This is a genomic window from Halomonas sp. MS1 (assembly GCF_024182575.1).
In the GTDB taxonomy this organism is placed as follows: Bacteria; Pseudomonadota; Gammaproteobacteria; order Pseudomonadales; family Halomonadaceae; genus Vreelandella.
This window is the reverse complement of the sequence record NZ_CP098926.1, coordinates 2,324,651-2,350,875: the sequence shown is the minus strand read 5'-3', so window position 1 is coordinate 2,350,875 and position 26,225 is coordinate 2,324,651. Positions and strand designations below refer to the sequence as shown.

Annotated in this window: 22 protein-coding genes; 6 read left to right on the top strand and 16 right to left on the bottom strand. The window is 54.3% G+C overall.

Annotated elements, in window-relative coordinates; genetic code table 11:
- Positions 1-37: 37 nt before the first annotated feature.
- The 9 genes from NF683_RS10720 to NF683_RS10680 all read right to left on the bottom strand — a co-directional run bounded on the left by NF683_RS10720 (position 38) and on the right by NF683_RS10680 (position 10,990).
- Positions 38-679: a CatB-related O-acetyltransferase gene (locus NF683_RS10720; RefSeq protein WP_089039106.1), complete on the bottom strand. Its 642-nt coding sequence runs from the start codon at positions 677-679 to the stop codon at positions 38-40.
- A 233-nt stretch (positions 680-912) separates the two neighbouring features.
- Positions 913-1,365 carry a GFA family protein gene (locus NF683_RS10715; RefSeq protein WP_456362348.1) on the bottom strand — a complete coding sequence of 151 codons (453 nt, stop codon included), beginning with the start codon at positions 1,363-1,365 and terminating at the stop codon, positions 913-915.
- A gap of 151 nt (positions 1,366-1,516) precedes the next feature.
- Positions 1,517-2,050 carry an AAA family ATPase gene (locus NF683_RS10710; protein ID WP_253919993.1) on the bottom strand — a complete coding sequence of 178 codons (534 nt, stop codon included), beginning with the start codon at positions 2,048-2,050 and terminating at the stop codon, positions 1,517-1,519.
- A gap of 246 nt (positions 2,051-2,296) precedes the next feature.
- Positions 2,297-3,118, bottom strand: a complete 822-nt coding sequence (locus NF683_RS10705) for a GNAT family N-acetyltransferase (RefSeq protein WP_232471376.1) — start codon at positions 3,116-3,118, stop codon at positions 2,297-2,299.
- A gap of 648 nt (positions 3,119-3,766) precedes the next feature.
- Positions 3,767-4,633 (bottom strand): DUF7281 domain-containing protein, encoded by an 867-nt coding sequence (locus tag NF683_RS10700; RefSeq protein WP_089039110.1) that lies wholly within the window; start codon positions 4,631-4,633, stop codon positions 3,767-3,769.
- Positions 4,630-5,859: a hypothetical protein gene (locus tag NF683_RS10695; protein ID WP_253919992.1), complete on the bottom strand. Its 1,230-nt coding sequence runs from the start codon at positions 5,857-5,859 to the stop codon at positions 4,630-4,632. Before NF683_RS10695 ends, NF683_RS10700 begins: the two co-directional genes overlap by 4 nt.
- Positions 5,856-6,485, bottom strand: coding sequence for a condensin complex protein MksE (locus NF683_RS10690; RefSeq protein ID WP_038481552.1), 630 nt, complete (start codon positions 6,483-6,485; stop codon positions 5,856-5,858). Before NF683_RS10690 ends, NF683_RS10695 begins: the two co-directional genes overlap by 4 nt.
- Positions 6,482-10,147, bottom strand: a complete 3,666-nt coding sequence (locus tag NF683_RS10685; RefSeq protein WP_253919991.1) for an ATP-binding protein — start codon at positions 10,145-10,147, stop codon at positions 6,482-6,484. Before NF683_RS10685 ends, NF683_RS10690 begins: the two co-directional genes overlap by 4 nt.
- 168 nt (positions 10,148-10,315) lie before the next feature.
- Complete coding sequence (locus NF683_RS10680) at positions 10,316-10,990, bottom strand: GntR family transcriptional regulator (protein ID WP_089039113.1); 675 nt, start codon at positions 10,988-10,990, stop codon at positions 10,316-10,318.
- Between the two features lie 248 nt (positions 10,991-11,238).
- Here NF683_RS10680 and NF683_RS10675 point away from each other — a divergent pair, with 248 nt between their 5' ends.
- The 6 genes from NF683_RS10675 (at position 11,239) to NF683_RS10650 (ending at position 18,898) form a co-directional block, all read left to right on the top strand.
- Positions 11,239-12,795: an ABC transporter substrate-binding protein gene (locus NF683_RS10675; RefSeq protein ID WP_253919990.1), complete on the top strand. Its 1,557-nt coding sequence runs from the start codon at positions 11,239-11,241 to the stop codon at positions 12,793-12,795.
- Between the two features lie 76 nt (positions 12,796-12,871).
- Positions 12,872-13,849 (top strand): ABC transporter permease, encoded by a 978-nt coding sequence (locus NF683_RS10670; protein WP_253919989.1) that lies wholly within the window; start codon positions 12,872-12,874, stop codon positions 13,847-13,849.
- Complete coding sequence (locus NF683_RS10665) at positions 13,846-14,679, top strand: ABC transporter permease (RefSeq protein WP_193085579.1); 834 nt, start codon at positions 13,846-13,848, stop codon at positions 14,677-14,679. Before NF683_RS10670 ends, NF683_RS10665 begins: the two co-directional genes overlap by 4 nt.
- A gap of 9 nt (positions 14,680-14,688) precedes the next feature.
- Positions 14,689-16,344, top strand: coding sequence for an ABC transporter ATP-binding protein (locus tag NF683_RS10660; RefSeq protein ID WP_253919988.1), 1,656 nt, complete (start codon positions 14,689-14,691; stop codon positions 16,342-16,344).
- A 36-nt stretch (positions 16,345-16,380) separates the two neighbouring features.
- Positions 16,381-17,763, top strand: a complete 1,383-nt coding sequence (locus NF683_RS10655; RefSeq protein WP_253919987.1) for an FAD-binding oxidoreductase — start codon at positions 16,381-16,383, stop codon at positions 17,761-17,763.
- A gap of 25 nt (positions 17,764-17,788) precedes the next feature.
- The gene (locus tag NF683_RS10650; RefSeq protein ID WP_253919986.1) at positions 17,789-18,898 is read left to right on the top strand and encodes a pyridoxal phosphate-dependent aminotransferase; all 1,110 of its coding nucleotides are present in this window, start codon (positions 17,789-17,791) and stop codon (positions 18,896-18,898) included.
- A gap of 168 nt (positions 18,899-19,066) precedes the next feature.
- On the opposite strand, the gene NF683_RS10645 is transcribed toward NF683_RS10650, so the two are convergent.
- The 7 genes from NF683_RS10645 to lhpI form a co-directional block, all read right to left on the bottom strand.
- A complete protein-coding gene (locus NF683_RS10645; protein ID WP_253919985.1) occupies positions 19,067-20,023 on the bottom strand; it encodes a branched-chain amino acid transaminase in 957 nt (318 codons plus the stop codon).
- The gene (locus tag NF683_RS10640) at positions 20,020-21,126 is read right to left on the bottom strand and encodes a class II histone deacetylase (protein WP_253919984.1); all 1,107 of its coding nucleotides are present in this window, start codon (positions 21,124-21,126) and stop codon (positions 20,020-20,022) included. The genes NF683_RS10645 and NF683_RS10640 overlap by 4 nt, the downstream gene beginning before the upstream one ends.
- A 10-nt stretch (positions 21,127-21,136) precedes the next feature.
- Complete coding sequence (locus tag NF683_RS10635) at positions 21,137-22,186, bottom strand: histone deacetylase family protein (RefSeq protein ID WP_253919983.1); 1,050 nt, start codon at positions 22,184-22,186, stop codon at positions 21,137-21,139.
- An 18-nt stretch (positions 22,187-22,204) separates the two neighbouring features.
- A complete protein-coding gene (locus tag NF683_RS10630; RefSeq protein WP_038481516.1) occupies positions 22,205-23,479 on the bottom strand; it encodes a TRAP transporter large permease in 1,275 nt (424 codons plus the stop codon).
- Positions 23,476-24,021 (bottom strand): TRAP transporter small permease, encoded by a 546-nt coding sequence (locus NF683_RS10625; protein WP_253919982.1) that lies wholly within the window; start codon positions 24,019-24,021, stop codon positions 23,476-23,478. The genes NF683_RS10630 and NF683_RS10625 overlap by 4 nt, the downstream gene beginning before the upstream one ends.
- Before the next feature lie 57 nt (positions 24,022-24,078).
- Entirely contained in the window at positions 24,079-25,152 is a 1,074-nt protein-coding gene (gene dctP / locus NF683_RS10620) for a TRAP transporter substrate-binding protein DctP (protein ID WP_253919981.1), read from the bottom strand.
- Positions 25,153-25,288: 136 nt separating this feature from the next.
- Complete coding sequence (gene lhpI / locus NF683_RS10615; RefSeq protein ID WP_253919980.1) at positions 25,289-26,224, bottom strand: bifunctional Delta(1)-pyrroline-2-carboxylate/Delta(1)-piperideine-2-carboxylate reductase; 936 nt, start codon at positions 26,222-26,224, stop codon at positions 25,289-25,291.
- Between the last annotated feature and the right edge of the window lies 1 nt (position 26,225).

Sequence of the window (26,225 nt, the reverse complement as noted above, 5' to 3'; positions counted from 1 at the left end):
AAATACCAAGCGTTGGGTATCACTCTTAAATGCCTTGTTATGTGCTATTTTTACCATCATAGGCTAAAGCAGCACTTTTTAGTTGCTGAATATCTGATGCACACAAATGGCGTTTTAATGCTTCAAATTTTTCTGTAGGCCAATCATATATTTTCAACTGCAAAAGCTCATCAATTACAGATATCTCAAAGCGATACTTGACTAGTTTTGCCGGTGTACCACCAACTACACTATAGGGAGCAACGTCTTTAGTAACAACACTATTGGCTGCAACAATAGCTCCTTCTCCGATAGTGACGCCAGGCATTATCATCGCTCTCATTCCAAGCCATGCACCATCACCTATAAAGGTATCCCCTTTACCAACATATGCTTCATCAATGTAGTCCATAAATGGGTATAAACAGAACCAATCTGCTCGATGGGTATGATTTCCTCCCATCAAAATAATGACTTCCGCGCCAATACAGACATAATCACCAATATGAAGCTTATCGATTTCCCAACGCGGCTCCCACTTACGACTCACTTCGTCACCATGTAGATACCTAATAACCGACTCTTCAAAGCCGTTGTCCCAGCAATCACTGTAATAACTGTGAGTACCCTTTATTGAGATATTAGGATTAGTCACTACTTCATGTAGCAACTGATATTTTGACCAATGTTTATTCTGCATACTAAACCTCAAGCTAATATTAAACAATAAAAACTATTGAGTTAACACTTTGCTCGTCAGTGAATTCGAGGTTGATTTAATAGAGGAATAGGTTTCATAAAAACACTCTGAGATAGAAGGTAACTGATTATAGCAAATGACACCAAACTCAGCGGACGATTGAAGCGACGTGTAAACTGTTCCACTGTAGCTGATTGTTTAGTGCCGCACCCTATTCATCGCTGCTGTGTTTATCATTGTTTTTGCGCATATTCTTGGAGCAATTCGGGAAGCTTTTCCTGCGGTGGAAACTTACAAAAACTATGCTCTGCGCCAGTGGTAGCCCACTCCAGTTTTTCATCTGTGTAAGTTTCAATAAATGGTTTGTAGGTTCGAGAATCCTCTAGCAACGTTGAGCGAACATTAACAAAGTTATCCATACCTTCGGGTCGAGTGAACAGCCAGCTCATACAATGCTCGCAGAAATAGTGGCGAGTGTTCCCATGCAGCCCACCGATAACAGGCTCTCCGGTTTTGATTGAGAATGCCTCGCTCGGATAAAGCGAACTCAAGCTAAACGCGCTAGATGTCATTTGCTGACATCCTGTGCAGTGACATGCCATGGTGATCATTGGCTTAGCGCCAACCTCAAATTCTACCTGTCCGCAACGGCAATAGCCTTTAACCTTACTTGATGTACTGTCCACTTCAATTTACCTCTTAGTTGGATATGGTTAGCGCTCTCCCCCTTCCCTAGTCCAGAGGTTGGGAAAATGGCTATATGGCGCATAACGCCGCGCTCTGCGGAAAATTTTGAGCCGCGAAGCGTTAGAAAGATTGTCCGCCAACAGTAAATCCTTAGGGAGTATGTATACGCTGCAAAATGAACGCAACACGCTCATTAATATTGCCTCGTGGGACTTCTAGTGTTTCGTACCCCCACTGCGAATACCACCTTTTTATACCGTCAAACACCGCTACGGACTCCTCAAACGTTTGATCACGCTCTGAATCAGTATCGTAAATTTCTTTCCATGGCGGCAGAAGAAAGATAACGCTGTTATATGGAAATTTTTGAACGTATTGCGCTATTTCAGCTCGCGTTAATGCGCTCTCCGCATCGAGCATATACAGCGCATCCAGTACTCCGCGATCAAACAACATGGCATAGTCGCAGGAGGCTGCATTCTGATACTTTTCGATATCCGCACTAAGTATCTCTTTGGCAAAAGAGACAGGGTCCGGTCGAGGCGATAACCCCGCCGCTAACCGCTCTTTGATTATTTTCCTAGCGGACTCCGGTGCGAAGCTATATCCACGCTCCGCTAGAGCACTCAGAATGGTCGTTTTTCCACCACCAGGGCCGCCGGTGACTACGAATCGATGGTTCATCTCACTCCTAACGAGGCTGTAGGAAAACTAGATTTCGAGCTGTCTCCCCTGCCTATCATCCTAATTTATTTACTCAGCAAGTTTTGCCCCATGCGGTGAATCAACGGAGTGGCAGAGCCGATCCAGGGCGTGGGTTGCCCACAGGGCAACCAGACTGGGTCGTGCTTCACGATTTGAGGTAAATCTCCGATAGCCATGGGATTGAGCGTCACTTCATAGTAGAAGTCGGCTTACCCCATCACCCGCTCATCCGATTTCAAAAGACGCCACGCCAAATAGGCGAGCTAACGGCAGGGTTGGCGCCTCCCCCCGGTACATTCGGGCGGTTTCAAATGACTCCCTCATGCCATACTGCTCAGCCAATGACACAGCCGCAGGGTTGATGGCTGGCACATCAAGGAAAATCGGGTCCGATGGCGTCGTGCGGGCTCTCAAGGCGAGAAGAAGCGACTCGGCCAATGCCGGGCTGTCCGCTAACAGGGGACCGACCTTGTAACCGTTGCGGCATTTCCGGATAACCCCATAGCCAGACAGCCTGTCATGCTGCATCACGCCCAGTGCATGAGCATCGGGCTGGCTGATCCAGGCACGGGTGAACTGTTCCCTGTTGGCAGGAAAAAAGGGCCGGTCATAGGCGTCAATGGTCTCAAAAGGCAGGCTGGATAGCTCGACGACCCCAGCGTGTTGAGGCGCCTTTCCGCCACCCCTTCCCTCGTAGCGAATGTTGCGATAGGCCAGCGTAAAACCGGATTTCCGGTAATTTTCCTGCTGATCAAAGACACCATCGAGTCCGATGTGCAGGCCTTGAAGATAGCTCATCCCGGCCTGCCATAGTTGAAGCCCATACCCTTGTCCCCGGTATTCCGGCTTGACGATATAGAAGCCAAGAAAACCAAAGGCGTCGTCGTATTTGATCACCGAGATGGTGGCGATAGGCTCGTCGTCAAGCAGGCCGACGAGGAAACCCTTCGGGTCGGCGGAAAAATAGCAGTCGGCATCGTGGAACCCCGGATTCCAGCCTTCCTTTGCGGCCCATTCCATCGCGAGGTCCAACTCTTCGCGACTCATCGCCCTGATCCTGTAGCGGTTATTGTTCATTGGTTGCTCTACGGAACATGAAAACGTCTTTATAGCTTAGGCCTTATCAGAAAAGCGCGCATTGCTAACTAACAGGATCTGTAAATATGCACTGGCAGATGGCCGCTTAGGCTCGAAAACGGTTGATGCAGTCCTCTCACCTGAATCTACCCGATTTATTCCTTTTAGAGCAAAGCCAATTTTGGAAAACAGTCCAAACGTCGCTTGTCGACAAGCCTGTTAGCGGTCAATTAAGGAAGAGCTTGAAATAGTAGAGTTAAGTGACAGCCCTAATACTAATGCCAGTCATTGAAGGCTGACTGGCATTATCCCCTAGCCCCATATAGCAAAGCGGCCACCTCCCGAAGCGTGCACCGCACATCATTCCCGAGTCACCGCACTGTCATTCCCGAGTGGGGTTATCGGGAATCCACCTTGACCTTGACCTTGATCTTGACCTGCAGCAGCCCGAAATCCCAAGTCAACATGGATTCCCGCTAAGGGCCTGCGGGAATGACGGGGGCGGCTCGGAGGACTTGGGTGGAGTCATTTTCAGGCACTTATTAAACAAAAAAACCCAGCCCATCGGCTAATGCCAGTCAGCCTTAACCGACCGGCATTACAGCCCTAAGACTGCTTTTAACTGAGCGATACACACACTAGCTCCCCTCCGAACCATTGCTGTTTTAGCCCGCGCTGTTTTTCCAGCAGGGTTAAGTATGGGCGTAGAAGGTGGTGGCTAGGCAACGTAACGTTAAGTTGACGTAGGCGGCGTTGGAATGGCAGTTGTTCAGCGGGTTGGTGTAGGGGCGTGACGTGCTGGGTAAGCCACTCGATGTCGGGTAGCAGCAGATGTGTGGCGCCGCTGTCTAGGGCTAGGGTCACGCCCTTGGCATCGAAGTCACCGGCGTAGAGGTGTGGCCGATTGGTTTTGCGCCATGCTGTTGTCAGTTGGGCAAAGCCACCACCGTAATGGCTGTCACCACGGTAAACGACCAGCGGGTTAGCGTAGCCGCTCAGCGCTGCTATCTCTGGCGAAAACGCGTAGAAGCTATCCAGGTTTTCCACTTGGACGAGCGCACCAAACACCGCCAGCTTCAAGCCGCTTACATCAACATCGCGTATGCTGCGCGGCTCTGGCGCAAGCCATGCAGAGGGCTGCGGCGGCAAGTTAATCAGCACGCGTTTTGCACGAGGGCCTTCGCGGCGGCTTTTATCCTCTTCAACCCCTTCAGCTGCTTGGGCGGCACTGCTTAAACCACTTAACGAGCGCCCTAGCGGTGCCAAACGGTCACTCTCCAACATGCTGTCGATTTGCGCCATGAGCTTAGCATCAAAACGCAGCGCTTGGCTGGAAAGCCGCATACCTAGGTCAATATCTTGCTGATGGCACCATGCCACTACATCTTCGACCCACTTGCCACGAGATTTTTCTACCACGGGCTGGCGGTTAAGCTCTCGAACAACACTGTTAAGCCCGGCACGGGCGCGGCCTGATAACGTCATACCGCCACCGCCAGTGCAACGTCATGAATCAGGCGCAGATCATTAAATGGGCTGGCAGGTGACTCGTCTTGGTGTAGGCGAAACGCCTGCTGCTCGCTACGTGGCAAGCCCTGGTATTCGGAGATAACCTGAAACAGCCAAATTTCATCGGGCCAATCGAGCTGGCTGTCATACAGATAAGCGAGGGCGCTGATTGGCTCGGCGGGGGGCTGGTCTAACACTGCGAGGTAAAAGCGTTCAACATCTTGTTTAAGCGCCTGCTGGCGCGCAGCGGCGAGGTTATCTTCCGGCGTGAGCGCAGGCACTGCCGACTCAACGGTTTGCGTGGCATGGCGTGGGGTTGGCAACTCATGCAGCAGTTCTGCCAGCACGCGACTTTCCAGCGCGCGATCTAGCGCTGGCGCAGCGGCGGCGTGTAACGGCGCAGCGTGGTTGAACAACGCTGGTACATCGCTGCGTTTGGCGTAATTACTCGGCACAAAGCCTGGATGTTCGCGCATAAACGCGACCATGCCGCTGATCAGGCGGCTGCGTGCCTGCTGTTTGCGAAAGCGTGCGATTAGCTCAATTAACCGCCGTTGCACTTCCCGCAGGCTGGTGTAATGGTGGCTTAAGCGCTGCTGTAGCTGGCTGATGAGTAGCTTGCGCAGGCTGCCATCGCTGCCTACTAACGCAATCAGTTCATCGAAGTCGATCAGTGCCAGGCCATCTAGCAACCTAACAATCTGCTTCTGGGCACGGTCGTTTTCGCGGATCTTATCGCTCAACTGGCTAACAAAGCCGAAATCGCTATTGAGCCGCTGCCAAAGGCTATCAATGGCATCGGCAAAACGACCGTTTAGATCGTCAACTTCCTGGCGCAGGCGCAGCAGTTGCTGCTCCTGTCGCCAATGCTCACCTTGGCTGCGAGCTTCACGGTAGCTGTGCACCAACGAACGCATTAGCTCAAGGGTTTCCGCAACATCGGCATTCACATGGCGGCGGGTTTCGTCGGCCAGCATTTCAGCGATCAGCTCGCGCACCTTGGGAGCGAGCTTTACGCCGCTCTGCTCATCGGGCCGCCATAACACTCGAGCAGCCAACAGCTTGCGCAGCGCACTGTCGTTGAGTCCGTCTAACGGCACGTCATCGCGAGTGTAGCCCTGCATCAGTCGTTCGGCATGCTTGCCCAACAGCGCCAGCCGTTCAGCGCCGGTTTTGAGCAGGCGGCTTTCCAGTTCGCTCACAGCAGCGCCTCCTGGGCACCCTCTTCCCGCTCCGCATCGATGGGCAAGTTTTCCTCATCGCGGATAAAGCGCACCACCTCGATTAGGTAATCAATTTTACCGGTGACCACAAACACCTGACGCTCAGTGTGGGGCTGAAGCAAGTAGCCATGCTCTTTCAAGCGCTTGAATAGCTGCTTTACTTGGGCATCCAACTGGTCGCTCTGGGAACCAAAGAAGCTGTCTGTGGCTAGCCGTTCCAAACGCTCACGCAGGCTTTGGTTGTCTTCGCACTTAGCGCTGAACTCAGCGGGCTTGAGCACGTCGCCAGGGGCCGCTAAGGTGTCGCGGCCTAGCGCTTCTTGAACCAGCTGCAACCATTCCAGCAATGGCAACAGGCTGTTGACCGTGTCACTCAACTGGCGCGATAGCTGCTCCCGAGCGGCCTCGTTCAGCTGTCGCCAAGCTAAAAAGTAGACACTGCCTTCATCATTGCTCGCCAGCCTACGGTTGAGCGGGCGCAGGTAGTCATCAATCGCGTCGCGGGTCTCTTCATTTGCCAGATGGCGAAAGGCGTTGTCATCACTGACGGCGCAGACAAACTCACCAGCCAGCAAGCGTTCCAATAGCGGGCCATGTTCGATCATGCGGTCACCTCTTGCTGACGCTCCTTGATCCGCTGCGCAAGCGGGCTAAGGCGCGGCTCAATACGTTTTAGCAGGCGCTGGCTGGGCTGGTTAGGGTCCCGCTCAATCAGGTAGCGATTAGCAAACAGCAGCAGCACATCCGATTCTGGGTTGGGGAAAGCCCCCACAATGTGGATACGGTTGCTGTCACAAGCGTCGAACAACTTTTCGACATTGTGATAGGCCAGCGTGCCGATTTCATCAATCGGCCAGTGGATAGCGATTTGCGCATCCCCCCGTAGCAGCCGCGTAAACGCCAGCAGGAACTTACATAAAATCAGGTAGGCCATGCCATGGCTTGAAGACTCCAACAACTGGCGGTCGTTTTTGATCACTAGATCAGTGCCGCCTTCGTTTAGATGCAGTTCAAGGCGCAGCAGGCTTTCGAAGCTGTACTGCTGGTCGCTGCGCAGCAAATCGACCACATCGGCCAGTGCATTAAGATAGTCGTCGCTGGGCAGCATCTGGCCAGATTCTCGCCACGCTTTGTAGCGCTGGGCGAACAGCTTTAAAGGCTCCCAGAAGCCCAGTTCATCAATCGTCGATTGAATGCGTACTTCCGCTTTGCTGATGCCTTCTAAACGCAGGTCATCCGCCACTTCGTCGGAAAGCCGACGGCTTTGCGCACTAATACGGCGATTTAAATCTCGGAAGACAATAAAGAATTTATCCAGATCATCGCTTAAATTGCGTCCTTCCTGAATCAACTGCTGCTGTTGATCTTCTAATAGTTTTAGCATGTCGCGCAGCAGCGGCAACACCAGTCGTGGGCTGTCGTTTGGCAGTTTCTCACGTTCGCTTTGCAGTGCATCGGCAAAGCCGCTGCTGGCATCTTTAATCAGTTGGCTTTCTACCTCCAGGCAGCCCCGGCGCAGCTGTTCAAGCTGCTGATGGCGGCTGGTTAACGCTTGGCGAGCACGCTCAATGCGCTCCTCCATGTCACCTACGGCCTCCGCTAAGGGCGCTCCCTCTGAAACGATGTCCAAACTTTCCAACTGGGTCAGCAGCGGCTTTAGGGCTTCTACGCTGCCGTGGGCATTTGCGCGCTGAATTTTTAGTTCATTAACCGCCGTTTGATGCGCTTCACGTGCGCTATGGAAGTCGTTCTTGAGGCGCGCTTTTTCGCGCTTCAACTGTTGATCAAGCTGAACAAGTTCTGCTTCCTGCGCCACCAACTGGGGCTTGTGCTGGCTCCACTCCACGCGCATAAAGCGTTGATACTCGGTGAGTTCTTCCTGGCGAGCGGCGATTTTACGAATGCGTTCACTCTGCTGTTCTAAGCGTTTCTTCGTTTCCTGAAGCTGCGCGGGGTCCACGCCCTGCTCGGCAAGCTCCTGGCTGAAGGCGGCTTCTAACTCGCTGCACTGGCGCTGATGTTCCTTGTTGGCGTCGCTAAGTTGCTGCTTGTACTGACGTAGCTGCGCATCCAGGCTATCCAATTGGCTTTGCGCGTCGGCTTTCAACTCCAGCAACTGGCCTTGATGCGTCTCAGCAAGCTCGTCAAGCGCCTGGCGTTTCTCTTCGCGCAGTTCGGCCTGAGCCTGCTCTTGGCGAGTCAACGCCGCTTGGTGCTCGGCTCGGCGAGCCTGCTGACGCTTGGTATGGCGCTCTTGCTGCTGGCGGCGAGCCTCAAGGGCATACTCCACTTCCTGTTCGGCCCGCTGAGACCCCATGCGCGCCTGATCTTGCGCCTCATCAGCCTGCTGAACCCGTTCGTTGTGCTGCTTTAGGGCTTTTTCGGCAGCGACACATTCCGTTTGAGCACGCTGTTTAGCGCCATCCGCCTCTTCAATCGCCGCCAGCAAACTGGCTTCGTCTTGAGCGTAATCCGGCAGCGCAATAGCGCTTAGGTCCAGCGCTAGCCCGAACAGGTCATCGCTGGCGTCTTCAGCAAGCTGCGGGGCGAGATCTCGACGTTCAAGCAGTTCTGGGGCAATGACCTTGCCGAGTTGCTGCTCCCAACCAGGACGGTGGTAGCGCAAGAAGTGGCGCAAGCTGCCCTGTTCGGGGTCGCGCTGTTGATAGAGCGCATAGCAGTGTTGTTCAGCTCGCTCACGCTGCTGACGACACTGCACCAACTGCTGCTCGGCGGCATCGCGTTCACGTTTGTGGCTTTCAAGCTCGCGGCGTAGAGCTTCCAACGTGGCCGCAGCGGCGCTGCGTTCCTGCTGTGTTTGGTCTAAACGCGCTTGGGCAAGCTCGGCTTCTTGAGCCTCTTCAACGGTTTGGGTGGGCATTGCCAGCTGCGCTTTTAATTCGGCAAGCTGCTCAACACCCAACTCTAACTGCGCTTGATACTCACCCTCTAGCCGTTGGCGCTCTTGCTGATAACGCTCGTTATGCTGCTGTTCGGCTTGCCATTGCTGCTCTCGGCGTTGGGCTTTTTCCTCGACCAGGGCATCTATCAACTCCTGGTTTTCTTGGGTTTGGCGGGCAAGTGCTTCGGAAAGCTCGCGTAACCGGCCATCTAAGCGCGCCTGGCTCTCTTTTACCGCGTCTTGCATGACCTGCAGATGCTTCTGAAGCTGATCACGCTGTTCACGCCACTGGGGCAAGGCGTTGATGTCTCGCTCCAGGCCAGTCATGTCGGCATCGGCGTAGTGCTCAAACTGGGTTTGCAGATCATTCAGGCGGCGCTGCGTGTGCTGCAAGTCGCTTGCGACTTCACTGTGGCGATCGTTCAGCTCATCGCGCTGCTGGGTGTAGGCATTTTCACGCTGTTGGAACTCGCGCTGGTGGCGGTTTAGCTCACCATCCAGATCCGCAATGCGCTGCTCTGCCTGCTGATGGTCGGCGCTTAGCTGGGGTTTCAACTGCCAAAGCGTGGTCTCTAACTGGGCCAATTCGCGGTCGATACCGCCAAGCTTAGTCAGCGAAGCTTGCAGCGGCTCAAGGCGCATGGACTGGCGCATCTGGGCAATCCACTCCCGCGCTTTGGCACTGCGAATGCGGGTGACCGGCAGCTCGACGCCATCCTCTTCGAAAATTGCCGCCAGCATGGTTTTGAGGGTATCCATCTTGCCCTCTTTCGCATGCACAGCAGAGACCAGTTTTTCGATATGACGGATACGCCGTTCAGGGTTAACCAAACTAAACTGCGCTGCAATTTGGCGCAGCTTTAATCCATCGCGGCTATTACCGTGCAGCTGGGTAAAATCGTTTTGAATCACCGAGCGAAACTCGGAGGTGGCTCCCAATTTGGAAGAGACAGCAATCCCGCTGCGACGCAGTCCGCTAGACCACTGTGGGTACTCCAGCGCTAAGGGGCCTTTTTCAGTTTCGATCAGATAGTCTTCTGGCCGGTAAGGGGCACCGACAAAACGGTACTCCACGCCACCTTCTTGCTTGCGCGTCAGCACGACTTGGCAAACATTGCCTGCTTCGCGGCGGTATTCGTAAACGAGATAGCTTTGACGAGTGGGCAAGTAGAAGGCATCAAACTTCATGCGGGTTTTCGGCACCACCTTATTGGGCAGCTCACCGTAAAACACCGGCACTAACCGCTGAAGCGTGGTTTTGCCTGACGCGTTGGTGCCGCAAATATTGGTGTGGCCATCCACATTGAGTTCAACCACCCCCGACAAGTGGCCGTGAATCATAACGATGCGTAGCAAATGCGCCATGCCGTGTCCTTGATCGTCAAACGTCCGAAAACGCTATCTTGCCAGACCTGGAGCAAGGCGACATCTGTTCAGGTGTGAACTATTGATTTATCTAATGACAATGCACATTGTGATCGACTGCTAACACCATTTGTATTCCTACCTCTCACTCTTCATTCGCTCTCTTAGTCACTCTCCCACGCTGTTGACCACAAAATCCCTAGCAACGCCTATATGGTAGTCAATGGCCTCACGGCAAGCCTCAGAACTGCCGCTACCTAATGCATCCAGCAGCTTAAAGTGACTGGTGGCAATGGTATCGGGGGCTTCGTGGGTTTTGGTGATCAGCGTAATGCACAGGCGAAGTTCGTGGGTTAAGCCATCAAATGCCCGCAGCAGCCGCTCATTACCCGCGTGATGAATCATTAAGCGATGAAACTGCAGATCCTCCTCAATGCGGCGTGTTCCATCATTGCTGACTGCCGCGTCGCACAAAATCTCTACCTGCTGTTTTAGCGCGCGCTCAGCGTCGCTGCTGTAGCGCTCCGATAAGCGCTGGATAGCATGGCGTTCAAGACAGAGCCGCAGATCGAAAACATCCTCTAATTCAACGGCATTCAACGCCCTAACAAAAAAACCGCGTCTTGGTTTTGAGATCAGCAGCCCACGACTTTCCAATAAGCGAGCAGCTTCGCGAACCGGCGCACGGCTAACGCCTAAATCCCGGGAAAGCTGCACTTCTGAAAGCCGCTCACCAGGCAAAAAGTGTTGCTGGATAATCGCTTGCGTCAAATAGTCGGCCACCTGCTCAACAAGGTTTTGCTGTTGAATAAAGCCGCCAGGAGCCACTGGGGAAGAGGCCATAGAGTTTACTCTTATTAGGTATTACGTACTTTTAGTATGACGCAAAAAAGTATTCTGTCGACGGCCGATTGACGACTGTCGACAGTTTTACAAACCAATGCTATGTTCAAAAAGGCCTCATATAACGATCTATAACCAAAATCCATAACAACAACTGGGCTGTTTTGTATCACGCCTCGCTCGCCTAACAATAACGTAAATCCATTACGTGACAGGCTTTGGCCTAGTAACCGAGGAGCAGAAACAAAATGAGAACACCTTTGGCTTTGGCAATTTCCGCTGCAGCACTCGCTTTTTCGTCGGCTGCCCTAGCAGACGACCCGAAACAAGGAGGTACGGTTAACACTATTATTCAACCAGAACCGCCAGGCTTAGTGCTGGGAATGGTGCAAAACGCGCCTACACGCACCGTGGCAGGCAATATCTATGAAGGGTTGCTGCGCTACACCACGGATCTGGAACCCATGCCGCAGTTGGCTGAATCATGGGACGTCAGCGACGATGGCCGCACCTATACTTTTCACCTAAGGGAAGATGTTACCTGGCACGACGGCGAGCCCTTCACCGCTGACGACGTGGTATTTTCTGCCGATGTTTTCCACCGCGAACTGAACCCCAGTGCGCGGGCCGTTTTACAACATGTGGAAAGCATCGAAGCAACGGATGACCACACGGTGGTATTTACCTTAACCGACCCCTTCGGCCCGTTCCTGATCTCCTTTGAGGCAGGCACCTTCACCATGGTGCCTGAACATCTGTATGCGGGCACTGACTTCCGCAACAACGAACACAACGACCACCCGATTGGCACAGGCCCTTTCAAGTTTGCTAACTGGGAACGCGGCACCGTGATCGAGCTGGTTAAAAACGATGACTACTACGAAGACGGGCTCCCCTATCTGGATGGCGTCAACTGGCACATCATTCCTGATGGTGGCTCCCGTGCCGTTGCCTTCGAGAACGGCACTATTGATGTACTACCCAGCGGTACCGTTGAGAACTTTGATATCCCGCGTTTATCCGCGATGGATAACGTCTGTATGACGGAAGAAGGACACGAATACTTCAGCCCCTTCGCCATGCTGTGGATGAACAACCGTGAAGGCCCCACCGCCGACAAACGCTTCCGCCAAGCAGTGATGTATGCCATGGATCGCGAGTTTGCCAAAGATGTGCTGTGGAATGGCTTAGGCAATGTGCCGCTCTCAGCCTTTGGCTCCAACGCGCGTTTCCAACATGACGGTTTAGAACCCTACGATCACAACCCAGAGCGCGCTCGTGAACTGTTGGCAGAAATGGGTTACGACGGTGAAGAGGTCACTATTCTGCCGCTTCCTTACGGTGAAACGTGGACCCGTTGGGCTGAGGCCGTACAACAGAATCTGCGTGAAGTGGGCATTAACGTAAGCACCCAAGCCACCGACGTGGGCGGCTGGAACCAGCGCCTGGGCGATTGGGATTACGACCTCGCCTTTACCTACCTATACCAGTACGGCGACCCGGCACTGGGTATTTCACGCACCTACCTGTCCGACAATATTGCCAAAGGCTCGCCCTGGAATAACGTCGAAGGCTACGAAAACGAGCGTGTCGACGAGCTATTCAACGAGGCCGCCACGGCTTTCCCCGACGAAGAGCGCGAAGCGCTTTACAGTGAAGTTCAGGAAATCCTGCACGAAGATGTGCCCGTTGGCTGGCTGATGGAACTGGGCTTCCCGACCCTGTACCGCTGTGATGTGCAGAACCTCGTCACTTCCGGCGTGGGTGTCAACGACGGCTTTAAAGATGCTTGGCTAGATCGCTAAACCCAAGCCACCCAGGTAGCGAGAGCTACCTGGGTTTTTTAGCTATGTCTTGAAGGTATTAGCCAGGAAACGACTTATGGTTTACGCGCGCCTCATTCTGATGCGGCTGTTTAAAGCCGTGATTGTGCTGTTTTTAATCGTTATTTTTAACTTCCTGCTGATTCAGTTAGCCCCCGGTGACCCGGCCGCGATTCTGGCTGGCGAAGCGGGTGCCGCGGATCAGGAGTTTCTCAACCAGCTGCGCGAGCGGTTTGGACTCGATCAGCCGATGTACGTGCAGCTGTGGCGCTACGTATCGGGTATCGCCATGCTCGACTTTGGCTACTCCTATCGGCTTGGTGTGCCCGTCTTTGATCTGATTATGGATCGTTTGCCCGCCACGCTGCTGCTAACCGGTACGGCGTTTGTGCTCTCGCTGGTACTCGGCATTGTGGCAGGTTCCATGGCGGCGGCGCGGGTTAAAAAGCCCTCTGGCTCACTGATTATGGCGCTAGCCCTGGTGTTTTATGCCACACCGCTGTTTTGGGTAGCGCTGATGTCGGTGGTGGTGTTTTCCGTTTACCTCGGCTGGTTGCCCGCTTACGGTCTTTACACGGTTGGCGCTGACCACACTGGCTTCGCGCTTGTGCTTGATGTCGCCACGCATTTAATACTGCCTGCCACCACGCTGGCGCTATTTTTTATGGCGATTTATACCCGCATGACGCGCACCTCGATGCTCGATGCAGCCCAGCAGGACTTCGTTAAAACCGCCCGTGCGAAGGGTTTAAAACCTAGCGTCATTCAGCGCCGACACATTCTTCGCAATGCCTTACTGCCGATCATCACCCTGGCAGGCTTGCAGGCTGGGCAGATGGTTGGTGGCGCTATTTTGACGGAAACCGTGTTTGCCTGGCCGGGTATCGGGCGGCTGATGTTTGAAGCGTTACAGCAGCGTGACTACAACCTGCTGCTGGGGATTTTCTTCTTCTCGGCGGGGTTAGTGATTGTCTTCAATATTATTACCGACTTGGTTTACCGCCTGGCTGATCCGCGCATCAAGGGGGCCTCATGAGCTTTTTCGCACGCTTTGCGCAAAACCGTGGCGCCCTGGTAGGGCTGATTATTCTGCTGCTAATTATCGTCATGGCGATTCTGGCGCCGCTGCTATTTCCTGAATCTCCCTGGCGCATGGTTCAGCGGCCCTTTTTACCGCCGCTATCCCAGGAAGGTTTCCTGCTGGGCACCGATACCATGGGGCGCAACGTCGCTGCAGGATTAATGCATGGTGCCTGGGTATCGCTGCTGATTGGTTTGGTATCCACTAGCGTTGCCCTGCTGATTGGCGTGCCACTGGGGGCGATTGCGGGGTACTACGGAGGCCTGATTGATGACGTACTCATGCGCTTTACCGAGTTTTTTCAAACCATCCCCAACTTTGCCCTGGCAATAGTGCTGGTAGCGATTATGCAACCCAGCATCACCTCCATTGTGCTGGCGATTGCGCTGGTCAGCTGGCCCCCGGTTGCCCGTTTGGTAAGGGCAGAGTTTATGTCGTTGCGGCACCGTGAATACGTTGAAGCGGCTCGCTTAGTCGGCCAAACCAACAGCACCATTATCCTGCGCCAGATTCTGCCTAACACGCTGTCGCCGATTATTGTGCTGGCCTCATTAATGGTCGCCACCGCTATTTTGCTGGAATCGGCGCTGTCGTTTTTAGGCTTGGGCGATCCCAATGTGATGTCCTGGGGCTACATGATTGGCGCGGCACGTACGGTTATTCGCCAAGCGTGGTGGCTGAGTTTCTTCCCTGGTGTGGCGATTCTACTCACCGTTCTGGCGTTGAACTTAGTCGGTGAAGGGCTAGACGATGCGCTTAACCCCAAACTTTCCCGCGAGCGCTAGGAGCCCTTCATGACGGTCACTATTGATTCTAAAAAACAGCACCCATCAGTTGAAACAGTGCTTAGCATTCGTGACTTAAGCGTGGCGCTACCCAAAGGGGCCGACCGTGCCTTGGCGGTGGAAAACGTTAGCTACGACGTTAATCGCGGCGAAATCATGTGCGTGGTAGGGGAATCCGGCTCGGGTAAATCGATGGCTGCTAACACCGTGATGGGCTTGCTCCCTAAAGGCGTGCGCCCCGTTCAAGGTGAGGTTAACTTTCTCGGCCAAGACGTCATCACCCTAACCGAGAAACAGCATCGCGCCCTGCGCGGCCTCAAAATCGGCATGATTTTTCAGGAGCCCATGACCGCGCTTAATCCGTTAATGCGAGTGGGCGCCCAAATCGCCGAGGTGTTTGAAGCGCATGGTCAACTGACCCCGAAACAGCGCCAGGAACGTGCCCTGGAGCTGTTGATTGAAGTGGGTATCCCACAGCCAGAAAAAGCTATCAGCGCCTACCCTTTTGAGCTATCCGGTGGTCAGCGGCAACGCGTCATGATCGCCATGGCATTAGCCCTTGAGCCCGTGCTGTTGATCGCCGACGAGCCCACTACAGCGCTGGATGTGACTACCCAGGCGCAGATCCTTGAGCTTATTCGTGATTTACAGCGCCGCCGTGGTATGGCGGTGATGTTTATCACTCATGATTTTGGGGTCGTGGCTGAAATCGCCAACCGCGTCTGTGTCATGCGCCATGGTAAAATTGTCGAAATCGGAGAAGCCAAAGAGGTGCTGGAAAATCCGCAAAACACCTACACAAAAGCACTGATTGCCGCCATTCCCAGCAATGCAGTGCCACCCCACCGTGAAACAAGCCAGGTAGCTCCGCTGCTAGAGATCAAACAGCTTAATAAAGTCTTTCGTTCACGCGGAGGCTGGTTTAAACCTGCCCGAGAAGTCCGCGCACTGGATGATATCTCGCTAACTCTGGCCCGCGGCGAGACTATGGGTATTGTTGGTGAATCGGGATCGGGGAAATCCACCCTTGGCCGCTGTGTGGTGCGCCTTGAACACCCAGACAGCGGTGAACTGTTGCTCGATGGCGTTAATCTTTCACAGCTAAAAGGCGACGCGCTGCGTCGTGAACGCCACCGCGTGCAGATGATTTTTCAGGACCCCTACGCCTCGCTTAACCCACGCACTCGGGTCGGCATGGCGATTGCGCAAGGACCGATGGCCAATGGCACACCCAAAGATGTGGCACTCAAGCAGGCAGGAGAACTACTTGATCTAGTGGGCCTTGGTGCAAGCGCCGTGGAGCGCTACCCACATGAGTTTTCCGGCGGGCAGCGTCAGCGCATTGGCATTGCCCGTGCGTTAGCGCTAAACCCTGAGCTTATTGTGGCAGATGAAGCGGTCTCGGCACTGGATGTGTCTATTCAAGCCCAGGTGCTTGAACTGCTTGAAGAACTGAAGCAACGGCTTTCGCTTTCACTGCTGTTTATTACCCACGATTTACGCGTCGCCGCGCAAATTTGCGACCGCATCGTGGTGATGCAGCATGGCCGTATTGTTGAACAAGGCAGCGCTGAACAAATATTCCTTCAGCCGAAAGAGGCCTATACCCAGTCACTGCTTGATGCGATTCCTGGTCGTCAAGCGCCAGTGGCTGCTACCGCCTAATCACTGAACCGTTAACCTCTTTATCAAGGAACACCCATGCAGATACCCCTGGAGGCGCTGCGCACACTTGTTGGTTCTGCCCATGTGCTCACGGGCGATGATGTCACTAGTCGCCGTGTTGACTGGATGACCGGCGCGCCCTGCCAAGCAGGCGCCATCGTGCGTCCGGCAGACACCGAACAGTTAGCGGCTGTCATGCAGGCATGCCATGCGCTTAAACAGCCCGTCGTGACCCACGGTGGCTTAACCGGTTTGGTCCATGGCGCGGAGGCGAGCCCAGAAGAGTTGGTCATTTCCCTGGAGCGCATGACCGCTATCGAAGAGATTGATCAGGTCGGCGGTACGATCACGGTGCAAGCGGGCGCCCCCCTTCAGCGGGTTCAAGAAGCCGCTAACGAGGTAGGTCTGCAGTTCCCGTTGGATTTAGGCGCACGGGGAAGCTGTACGATTGGCGGCAATATCGCGACTAATGCTGGCGGTGTCAGGGTGATTCGCTACGGCATGATGCGCCAGCAAGTACTGGGGCTGGAAGCAGTGATGGCCGACGGGCGTGTTGTCAGCTCCATGAATCGCATGCTGAAAAATAATGCAGGGTTTGATTTAAAGCAGCTGTTTATTGGAAGTGAAGGCACCCTGGGGATTATTACTCGCGCCGTGCTGCGGCTTCAGCCGCCTACCCCTAGCGAACAAACGGCACTGGTGGCTTGCCACTCGTTTGACGCGCTAACCGGGCTATTAAGCCATATAGGCAAAGCGCTTGGGGGTGGCCTGGGTGCGTTTGAGGTAATGTGGCAAAACCACTATCGCCTGCTCACTGAAACGCTGGCGAGGCACACGCCCCCGATTCCACCAGAACACCCCTTTTATGTGATTATCGAGTCACTCGGCAACGATGAAACTCACCATGCAGAGCAGTTCCGCGAAGCGCTTGAACAGGCATTTGAACACGACTTAATCGTTGATGCTGTGATTGCTCAATCAAGCACTCAACGCGATGGTCTCTGGGCGATACGAGAAGATATTGAAGGGCTCATCAAGGGGCTGGCACCCGTATTGACCTTTGATGTCAGCCTCCCCATTGCCGATATGCAGCGCTATACCGATGCATTAGAGAAGCAACTGGTACAACGCTGGCCAGATGGCCGCCTGGTGGTATTTGGCCATCTTGGCGACGGCAACCTGCATATTTCTGTTAGCGTTGGCAGCGATGCACCAGAAGAGCGCCACGCAGTAGAAACACTGGTTTACGAGCCCCTTAAAGCGTTGGGAGGTTCTGTCTCAGCAGAGCATGGCATTGGTTTGGAAAAGCGCCCCTGGCTCAGCACCTGCCGCTCTCAGCCGGAAATTGAATTAATGCACACATTGAAGCAGGCGTTTGATCCACACCAGTTGCTTAATCGCGGTAAAATTTTGAGCTGAAAATTTTCACTATTAGGATATCGATATGCCCTCCTACCCCCATCATCTTACTGGTGAAGGTCCCCTTAATCCGTTTCCTGGGATTAAAGTTTTGGAGCGCCGCATTGGCCGCGAGATCCCTCATCGATTGGGCTCTAATGAAGGGCTGGACATGCCCCATCGTGCGCTACGTGAACATTTTGGCGATGCTGTCGCCGAGCATGTGTACTGTTACGGCGATGCGGAAGCTCTCGGAGTTCGCCAGCGGCTTAGCGCCCAGCAGGGCATACCGCTCGATCACCTGCTGGTAGATGCTGGCGCCGATAGCCTAATCGCGTTAGCGCTACGCACTACCTGCACACCGGGCGACACCGTGGTTAGCACGGCGGGCACTTACCCAACCTTTGGTTACTTTGCCAAAGGCCAGGGTTGCCACTTAGTAGAACCTAGCTATGTTGAAGCCCCAGGCCTACTGGCCCCTGACTTAGAGGCGCTAGCGGCGGCAGCACACCAGGAAAATGCCCAGCTGGTCTATTTAGCCAACCCCGATAACCCTAGCGGCCATCTGCATAGCGACAGTGCCATTCTCAAGCTGCGCGACGCACTGCCGGACACCTGCTGGCTGCTGCTGGATGAGGCGTATGGCGATTTTCGTGATGACGCCAACAGTGACTTCGCCGCCAAGGCACTTCCAGGTGTCATTCGCCTACGCACGCTGTCAAAAGCCCACGGCTTAGCAGGCTTACGCATTGGCTATGCGATTGCTGACCCTGATGTGCTCGCATTGATGATGAAGGTGCGCATTCACTACGCGGTATCCACCTTTACCCAGGCCGCCGCAGAAGTCGTGCTCGATCACCCAGCTGAAGTCCACCAACATATTGCGGAAGTGAAAGCACGCAGGGAACAGTTAGCGGCCCATTTCCAAGCACTGGGTGCCGACGTACTGCCTAGCGCGACCAACTTTATCGGCATTCGCTTACCAACTGCCGAACTGGCCGAGCGTATAAACCGCGAGCTACTGGAAGCAGGCAGATTAATCGCCCGCCCCGCTCACCCAGCACTTGGTCATGTCTTACGCATCACCGCCGTCGCGGATGCTCTGGAGCCAGGGCAGTTGGCGATTCTTGAGCAGGCCATTAAAGAGAATGCCTGACTCAGTTAGAAAATCTGCCAGTGGTGTTGGTGTGCGGGGGCAGATTGAAACGAGGGTCTTTCGCCATGGATGGCGAAAGTAGCGCCCATGGATGGGTTTACAGCGCCCTCGTGGCAAACTGCCCCCGCTAATTAAATGCAAAACGCTCGCTAATAGCGGGCAATGAGCCTAAGCGGGCGTTAACCAGTGCTTGAACGCGGCCAGCTCGCCACGCACTGCTTGGCGATACAGGCGCTGCAGACGCGCGGTCACACTGTCGTCCGGTATCGGCGCGTCGACAGCCGGCGCGCCCGCTCTTACCCCGATGCGGCGGCCATCCAGTTCACGCAGAGGAAGAATTTCCGCAGCAGTACCGGTTAAAAACGCTTCATCGGCGGTATATAGCTCATCGCGAGTGATGCGTCGCTCGCGCACTTCAATGCCCAGCGCCTCGCGGGCCAACTGAATCACGCTGTCGCGGGTGATGCCCTGCAAGCAGGACGTCACTTCAGGCGTGTGCAGTACACCATCGCGCAATAAGAAAACATTCGCGGCGGATGCTTCGGCCACATAGCCTTCTGGGTCAAGCATGATGGTTTCATCAAATCCTGCTTTCACGGCGGTATTCAGCGCCAGCATCGAATTCACATAATGACCGCTGGTCTTGGCACGACACAGGCTGATATTGACGTGGTGGCGCGCCCAGGAAGACGTCAGCGCACGTAACCCACAGCGTGTTGCCTGCGGCGACAGATACGGCCCAAGATCCCAGGCAGCAATCATCACATGGGTGCTTAACCCTTTAGCCCGTAGGCCAAGGCCTTCCGCGCCAAGAAACACCGTTGGCTTAAGATAAGCGTTCGTCAGTTGATTTTTACGCAGGCACTCCTGCTGAGCCTCGATAAGCGCCTCTTCGTTAAAAGCGATTGGAATATCTAAGGAGTGGGCGCTCTCTGCTAAACGGCGGGTATGCTCGGCAACCCGAAACAGTGCCGCTCCTTGCTCCCCTTCATAGGCGCGCACGCCCTCAAAGCAGCCCATTCCATAGTGCAGCGTATGGGTAAACACATGAACCTTAGCCTCTCGCCAAGCCAGCCATTCACCATCCTGCCAAATCCAACCATCACGATCATAAAGCGGTGTCATTGCGTAACTTGCTCCCACTGTTGGCGCCAGTCGTCGATTAGCGCTTGCTGGTGCGGTTGTAAGGCTTGATATCCCCAGGCAGCAATTTCATCGTTTTGCGGGTCGGGGACACTAATGGTGCTACCTGCCAAGGTTTGAATAACGCTATGTCCACATAGCGGTACATAGCCTTCTGAGTAACCACCTTCATGGACGAAGACCAGCTTCCCCTGACAGCAACGGGCGGCAAGTGCTTTTAGCTGTGCGGTCATTTCGGCAAACGCGGCACTGTTGAGCAGCATCTTGCCTAGCGGGTCTTTGGCACAGGCATCATAGCCACAGGCCACCACGATTAAGTCTGGGTTAAAAGCTTCCAGTGCTGGCAACACCAGCGACTCCATCGCATAGCGATAAGCGCCCAAACCACAGCCCGGCGGCAGCGGTAGGTTAAGATTCGCCCCTAGCCCCTCGCCTTCTCCCTGCTCTTCAAAACTGCCTGTATCAAGGGGATAGTTCGCGGCTTGGTGAACGGAAACGGTAAACACCTCAGGCTCGGCATAAAACGCCGACTGCTGGCTATTACCGTGATGCACATCCCAATCAAGAATCGCTACCCGCTTCACTTGCCCCAAGGCTCGGGCACGCATCACCGCTACCGGGATATTGCCCAGCAAACAGAAGCCTCGCCCCTGATCTGCCTCGGCGTGATGCCCCGGTGGGCGGCAAAGCGCATAAGCGTTATCGACATGCCCAAGCGCCACGTCCTCTACCGCTGCGACGGCAAGCCCCGCGGAGTGCCTTGCGGCGGTCCAGCTGCCAGGAGTAAAGGGGGCGCAGTCACCGCCATTGCCACCACCACTCGCATCGGCGTCCGCAAGCATTTGCAGGTAACCTGGGGTGTGAAAGCGCAGCAGGTCTTGCTGCGCGACAGCGGGTGGCTTGACCACCCTCAGTTCATCTATCAGGCCGCTGACTTCAAGAATATTCTTCAGTCGCCGCTTGCTTTCGGGGCTTTCCGACGCAGGCTGAGGCTGCAGAAATTCACCGGGAGCAGAAAAAACACCAATTGCCCCCTGGTCGTGCCAAAAGCAGCGTTCGTGCCAGTAAAACCCTGTCTTACTCATTGAGCTTCTCTCAACTTCTCTGATAACCGCGCATAAAGGCGGCAAGGTTAGCGCTTAGCTGCTCAGTCGGATAGCCGCCCTCTTGGATCACTACGGTGGGGTACGGCAAACCGCTCAACTGCTCACCCAATGCGACAAAGGCTTCGGTTTCCACGCTTAACCCGGCAAGCGGATCATCCTTGTGGACATCCAATCCCAAAGACACCACGACCGCCTCTGGCTGGTAACGGTTGAGCTGCTCAATCAGCGCGGCCACCGCGTTAAGATAGGTCTCGCCGTCACTGCCCAATGGCAGAGGCAAGTTGACGTTGGCGCCTTCACCCTCTTCGCACCCTATCTCGTCCACGCCACCCCAGAAGAAGGGATAAAAAACACTTGGGTCGACGTGTACAGAGCCCGTCCAGACATCCCCGCGGGAGTAGAAAATATCCTGAGTACCGTTGCCGTGATGCAGATCCACGTCAATGATCGCTACTTTGGCAAACTTCTCACGCAGCACGCTGGCAGCCAAAGCAGCATTATTCAACAAACAGAAGCCACCCGCGTTATCCGGCCCCGCATGATGTCCCGGTGGCCGGCATAAGGCGTAAGCGCGAGAGGGATCGGCGAGCGATGCGCCACTCATCACTTCCTCAGTGGCAGCCACGGCTGTCGCAGCCGAAGCCAATGCCCCTTGGAAGCTTGTTTCGCTTATTGGGCATGCCATATCGTGTAAATGCCAGCCCGCCTGGCCAACGGGGTGGCTCGGGTAGTGGCTAGCACCACCACAAGGGTGAACGTTCGGTGCCACCAGCGCCGCTGCATTAGGCAGTGCTTGCCAACGCTCATAAATCGTTTCCAAAAAGCGTAAATAGCGCGGCGTATGAATCTGCTCAAGACGTTTACGCAGCATCGGCGAGTCAGTTTCACTGGGCGCCGTCAGGCTCAAACCAGCCGCGGCCAGCCCTTTGCTTAGCAGCTCAGCACGCACCGGCCCTTCCGGGGATGGCGCTGGCTGTCCACGCAGCAGAAAGGTCGGCGGCGCATGGTAGTCCTGGTCAGGGTGGTAGAAGCACTTCATGTGTTGCACATCCGCCTTTTAAAGTAGTGAGGGAATCCAGGTTGAAAGCGCTGGAAATGCCGCTAACAGCACAATAACGCCAATAAAAGCTACATAAAATGGTAGTGATGCCACAATGGCCCGCTCATAAGGCACTTCGGCTATTCGGGCCGCCGTCATCAACGTCATCCCCACTGGGGGCGTCACATTGGAAACGTTAAGCACCACAATCATCAATATGGCGAAATGCAGCGGGTCAAAACCCAGCTGAATCATGGCTGGCACAAGTACTGGCGCAACCACTACGAGTGCAGGTAACACGTCCATCACCGTACCAATCACCAACAGTAGTAAGCACACCAGCATTAACTGCAGGAATGCGGCATCACTAAAGGTGGTAATAAGCCCAGCAGCGTCTCTGGCAATCCCTGAGCGTGTTACAAACCAGCCCAGTACCGCCGAGGTGGCAAGCAAGAAAAACACCACCCCAGAGAAACGTACAGTCACGACCAGCGCGTCCCAAATTTTTCGCCAAGTGAGATTCCGATAAAATACGACGCCAATCACGATGGCATACACGGCTGCAAACCCAGAGGCTTCAGTGATGGTGGTTAAGCCCGACAGAATGCCACCCAAAATAATCAGCGGCACCACCATGGCAGGCAGCGCAACCACAAACGACATCAGTGCTACCTTAAACGGCGTGGGCGCCTGTTTGGGATAACCCCGTTTCCAGGCTAGGAAAAAACTCACACCTAGCAGCGCTAAAGCCATCAACAGCCCAGGTACAATGCCACCCGCGAAAAGGTCGATCACCGAAATATCACGCAGCAACGTTGCATACACCACCATCACCACACTGGGTGGAATAATCGGCCCAATAATCGATGAACACGCCGTAACGGCGGCCGCGTACTCGGCGTCGTAGCCCTGCTTTTTCATTTCGGGAATCATGATTTTGCCGATTGCCACGGTGTCAGTAACAGCGGCACCGGTTAACCCGGCAAAAAACACCGATACCGAAATATTGACGTGGGAAAGTGCACCACGAACACGGCCAAACAACGAGTTATTAAACGCAATCAGCTTGTGGGTTAGTCCGCCCTGATTCATTAGCTCGGCGGTAAAAATAAAATAAGGCACCGCAATTAACAGAAACCCTGAGACCCCTGAAAACATGCGGTCAGCAATGATGCCAAGCATGCGTTCTCCCCCCAGGGAGAAACCACCAGCCAGCCCGGACATGGCCATGACGACCGCCACGGGAGCCCCAATAAACAGCAACAGCACAAATACAATAATCGTAGGCGTCATGGTCGAGCCTCCTCTTCAGAGCTCTCAAGAAGCTCATCAATCACCTCATGCTCGCTTGTAAAGTGCTCAAGCAGTGCAAAGCCGTGAACGAGATGCAGCAACATAATCAGGCCGCTGATAGGAACAACAATGGCCGTCACTTTGCTAGGAATGCGGATTTGATCCGACACCATGTAGACCTGCGTCGCGTTGGTGAAGTAGCCCCAGCCATACCAAGTGAGCATGAGTGCAAATAAGCCGAGAACTGCCAGACACATCACCGCCGCTATTTTCACCATGATTTTGGGCAGGCTACGCACTAGCAGCGTCATCGCTACATGCTCGCCATAGCGCAGTGAAATGGTCATGGAGAGAAAGCCTATCCACGGCAAAAAAAGCCGGGCCAGCGAATAGGTCCAGCTCAGCGTGCTGCCGGTAAACAGTTTGTAGAGAAAGGCAGTAAAAGAAATGCCTAGCATCGATAAAATACAGCCAACGCATAACACAATCGCCGCCTGATTGATGTGATCGCTTAGGCGGCGTAACGGGAGTAAAACGCTCATGGTGATTCCTCACGCTGGGGTAGCCTTGCTACCCCAGCGTTTGTCCGTCGCTAAGTCTTACTGGCCGTAAATGCGCAGATCATCATCTGCAAGCTGCTGACCAATCCGCTCGACTTCGTCAAGTAGCCCCTGCACACGGGCTTCATCCATACCGAAGTCATCGACAATCCACTCTTTCCAAGCGGGTCGAGCAACCTCTGCCATGCGTTCCCGCTCGGCATCAGGCATCAGGTAGCAAGCTTCGAAACGTTCGCAGGACTCTACCCAACTGGCGGTGGAAAGCGCACCAGACATGCCATGGCTTAGCTGAATCGCTTCGCGGGCAGAGCTGATTAACGCCTGTTGATGCGTTTCCGGTAGCGACTGATACCAGGATTCACTGACGACCCAAGGGGCGCTGTTGTACACATGCCCTGTCAGGGTGGTGTAGTCTGTTACCGCATCAAAATTGAACGTGGTATTCAGCACGGGAGCGTTAAACTGGCCATCCGCCAGCCCCGTTTCAAGGGCAGTAATCAGCTCACCCCAAGGTAGGGGCGTGGCAGAAGCACCCAGTGAGCGCATGATAGCGACGTGAGCAGGGTTCTCTTCGGTACGGATATTGAGCCCTTCGAGATCTTCCATGGTCTCAATCAAGCGCACGTTGTTAGTGAAGGCTACAAAACCACCGCCATCATCGAACGTACCTAAGTAGCGCATATTGGCATCTTCAACGGTTCCAGACATGAAGTCAGCAAACCATTCGCTGTCGAAGAAGCTCCACGCTTGGCGCCAGCTGGTAAACAAAAAGGGTGCCGTTACCGCTTGGTAGTCGCCATAAAACGACGACATCGCACCCGCTGACATAATGGTCGATTGCAGGGTACGGCCACCCTGCACTTCTGAGCCATTTTCGACTTCTGAACCTAACTGACCACCACCAAAAATAGAGACCTCAAGGTCTCCATCGGTACGCGCTTCCACAAGGTTTTTGAAATGCACCAGGGCAGGATAGATTTCGTTATTCTTCATATCCTCTGGAAGCTGGGTGGCGATGACCATTTCATAGGACTGTGCTTGGGCAGTGGCACTGGCAATAGCCAGTGGCAAAGCTGCCATAGCAGCGAATAAAAAAGATTGTGTAGGTTTCATAACTTACCTCGTTTTGGTTATTAGCTGGTTTGCGTTATGACTGACGTTTCCACTCGTAAGCGATTGTTTTATTATCGTTATCATCCAAGCCGTAGACGGCGAACGCGACTATTCCCTGTGAGTTACTGGCTGTTAGCTACTGGTTAATGGCCTCCCACACTTCAATGGCCGCTGCTAAGTCTTCAAGCGACGCGCCAACTGACTTAAACAGCGTGATGGTTTCAGCAGAGCGCCGACCTGGCTTGGTTCCCGCAAGCACCTCAGCGAGCTCTGCCTTGATATCCTCGAAACGGAACGCACCTTCATCGATTGCCTGAAGAATATCGCCGGCTTCGCCCTTAGCCCCTGCATAGGTGTCCACAAATACGGCAGATCGACGCAGGCACTCAGCATCGGTTTCGCGCATTTGGGGGCGGAAAGCGCCGATAAGGTCAACATGCGTGCCCGGTGTTAACCACTCACCTTTAATTAAAGGCTCTGTGGAGAGCGTGACGCAGCTGACAATATCAGCCTGTACAACCGCGTCTTGCAGATCACTAACGACCTGGGTGTCAAATCGGTCGGCATAGGCCTCGGCGATAGCAGAAGCCTTTTCAGAATTTCTGCCCCATACCAGCACACGTTTAATTGGTCGAATGCTGGCATGGGCTTCAATGACCATAGGGGCCAACTTGCCAGTTCCCACCACCAGTAGCGTTTCCGCTGCCTCGTTGGCTAGTGCTTGTGCCGCCAAGGCAGAGGCAGCCGCTGTACGCCGGCGCGTTAGTTCACTGCCATCAATGCACGCCAGTGGTTGGCCGTGTTTACCTTCACTAAGCAAATACAGCCCTGAAATAGCAGGAATATTGTGCTGGGCGTTCTGAGGAAAGACGTTGACCATTTTGACGCCGATATAGCCTGCTGGCTCCCAGGCAGGCATCAGCAGCATGGTGGCTTCACCGTCGGGGCGATGCATCGCGTGATGATGGCGTGGCGGAGATTCAACGCCGTTCACAAAGGTGGTATGTAGCCGCTTAATCAAACCTTTCCAGGTTAGATAGCGTTCCACTTCCGCCGCAGACACAACCCGCATA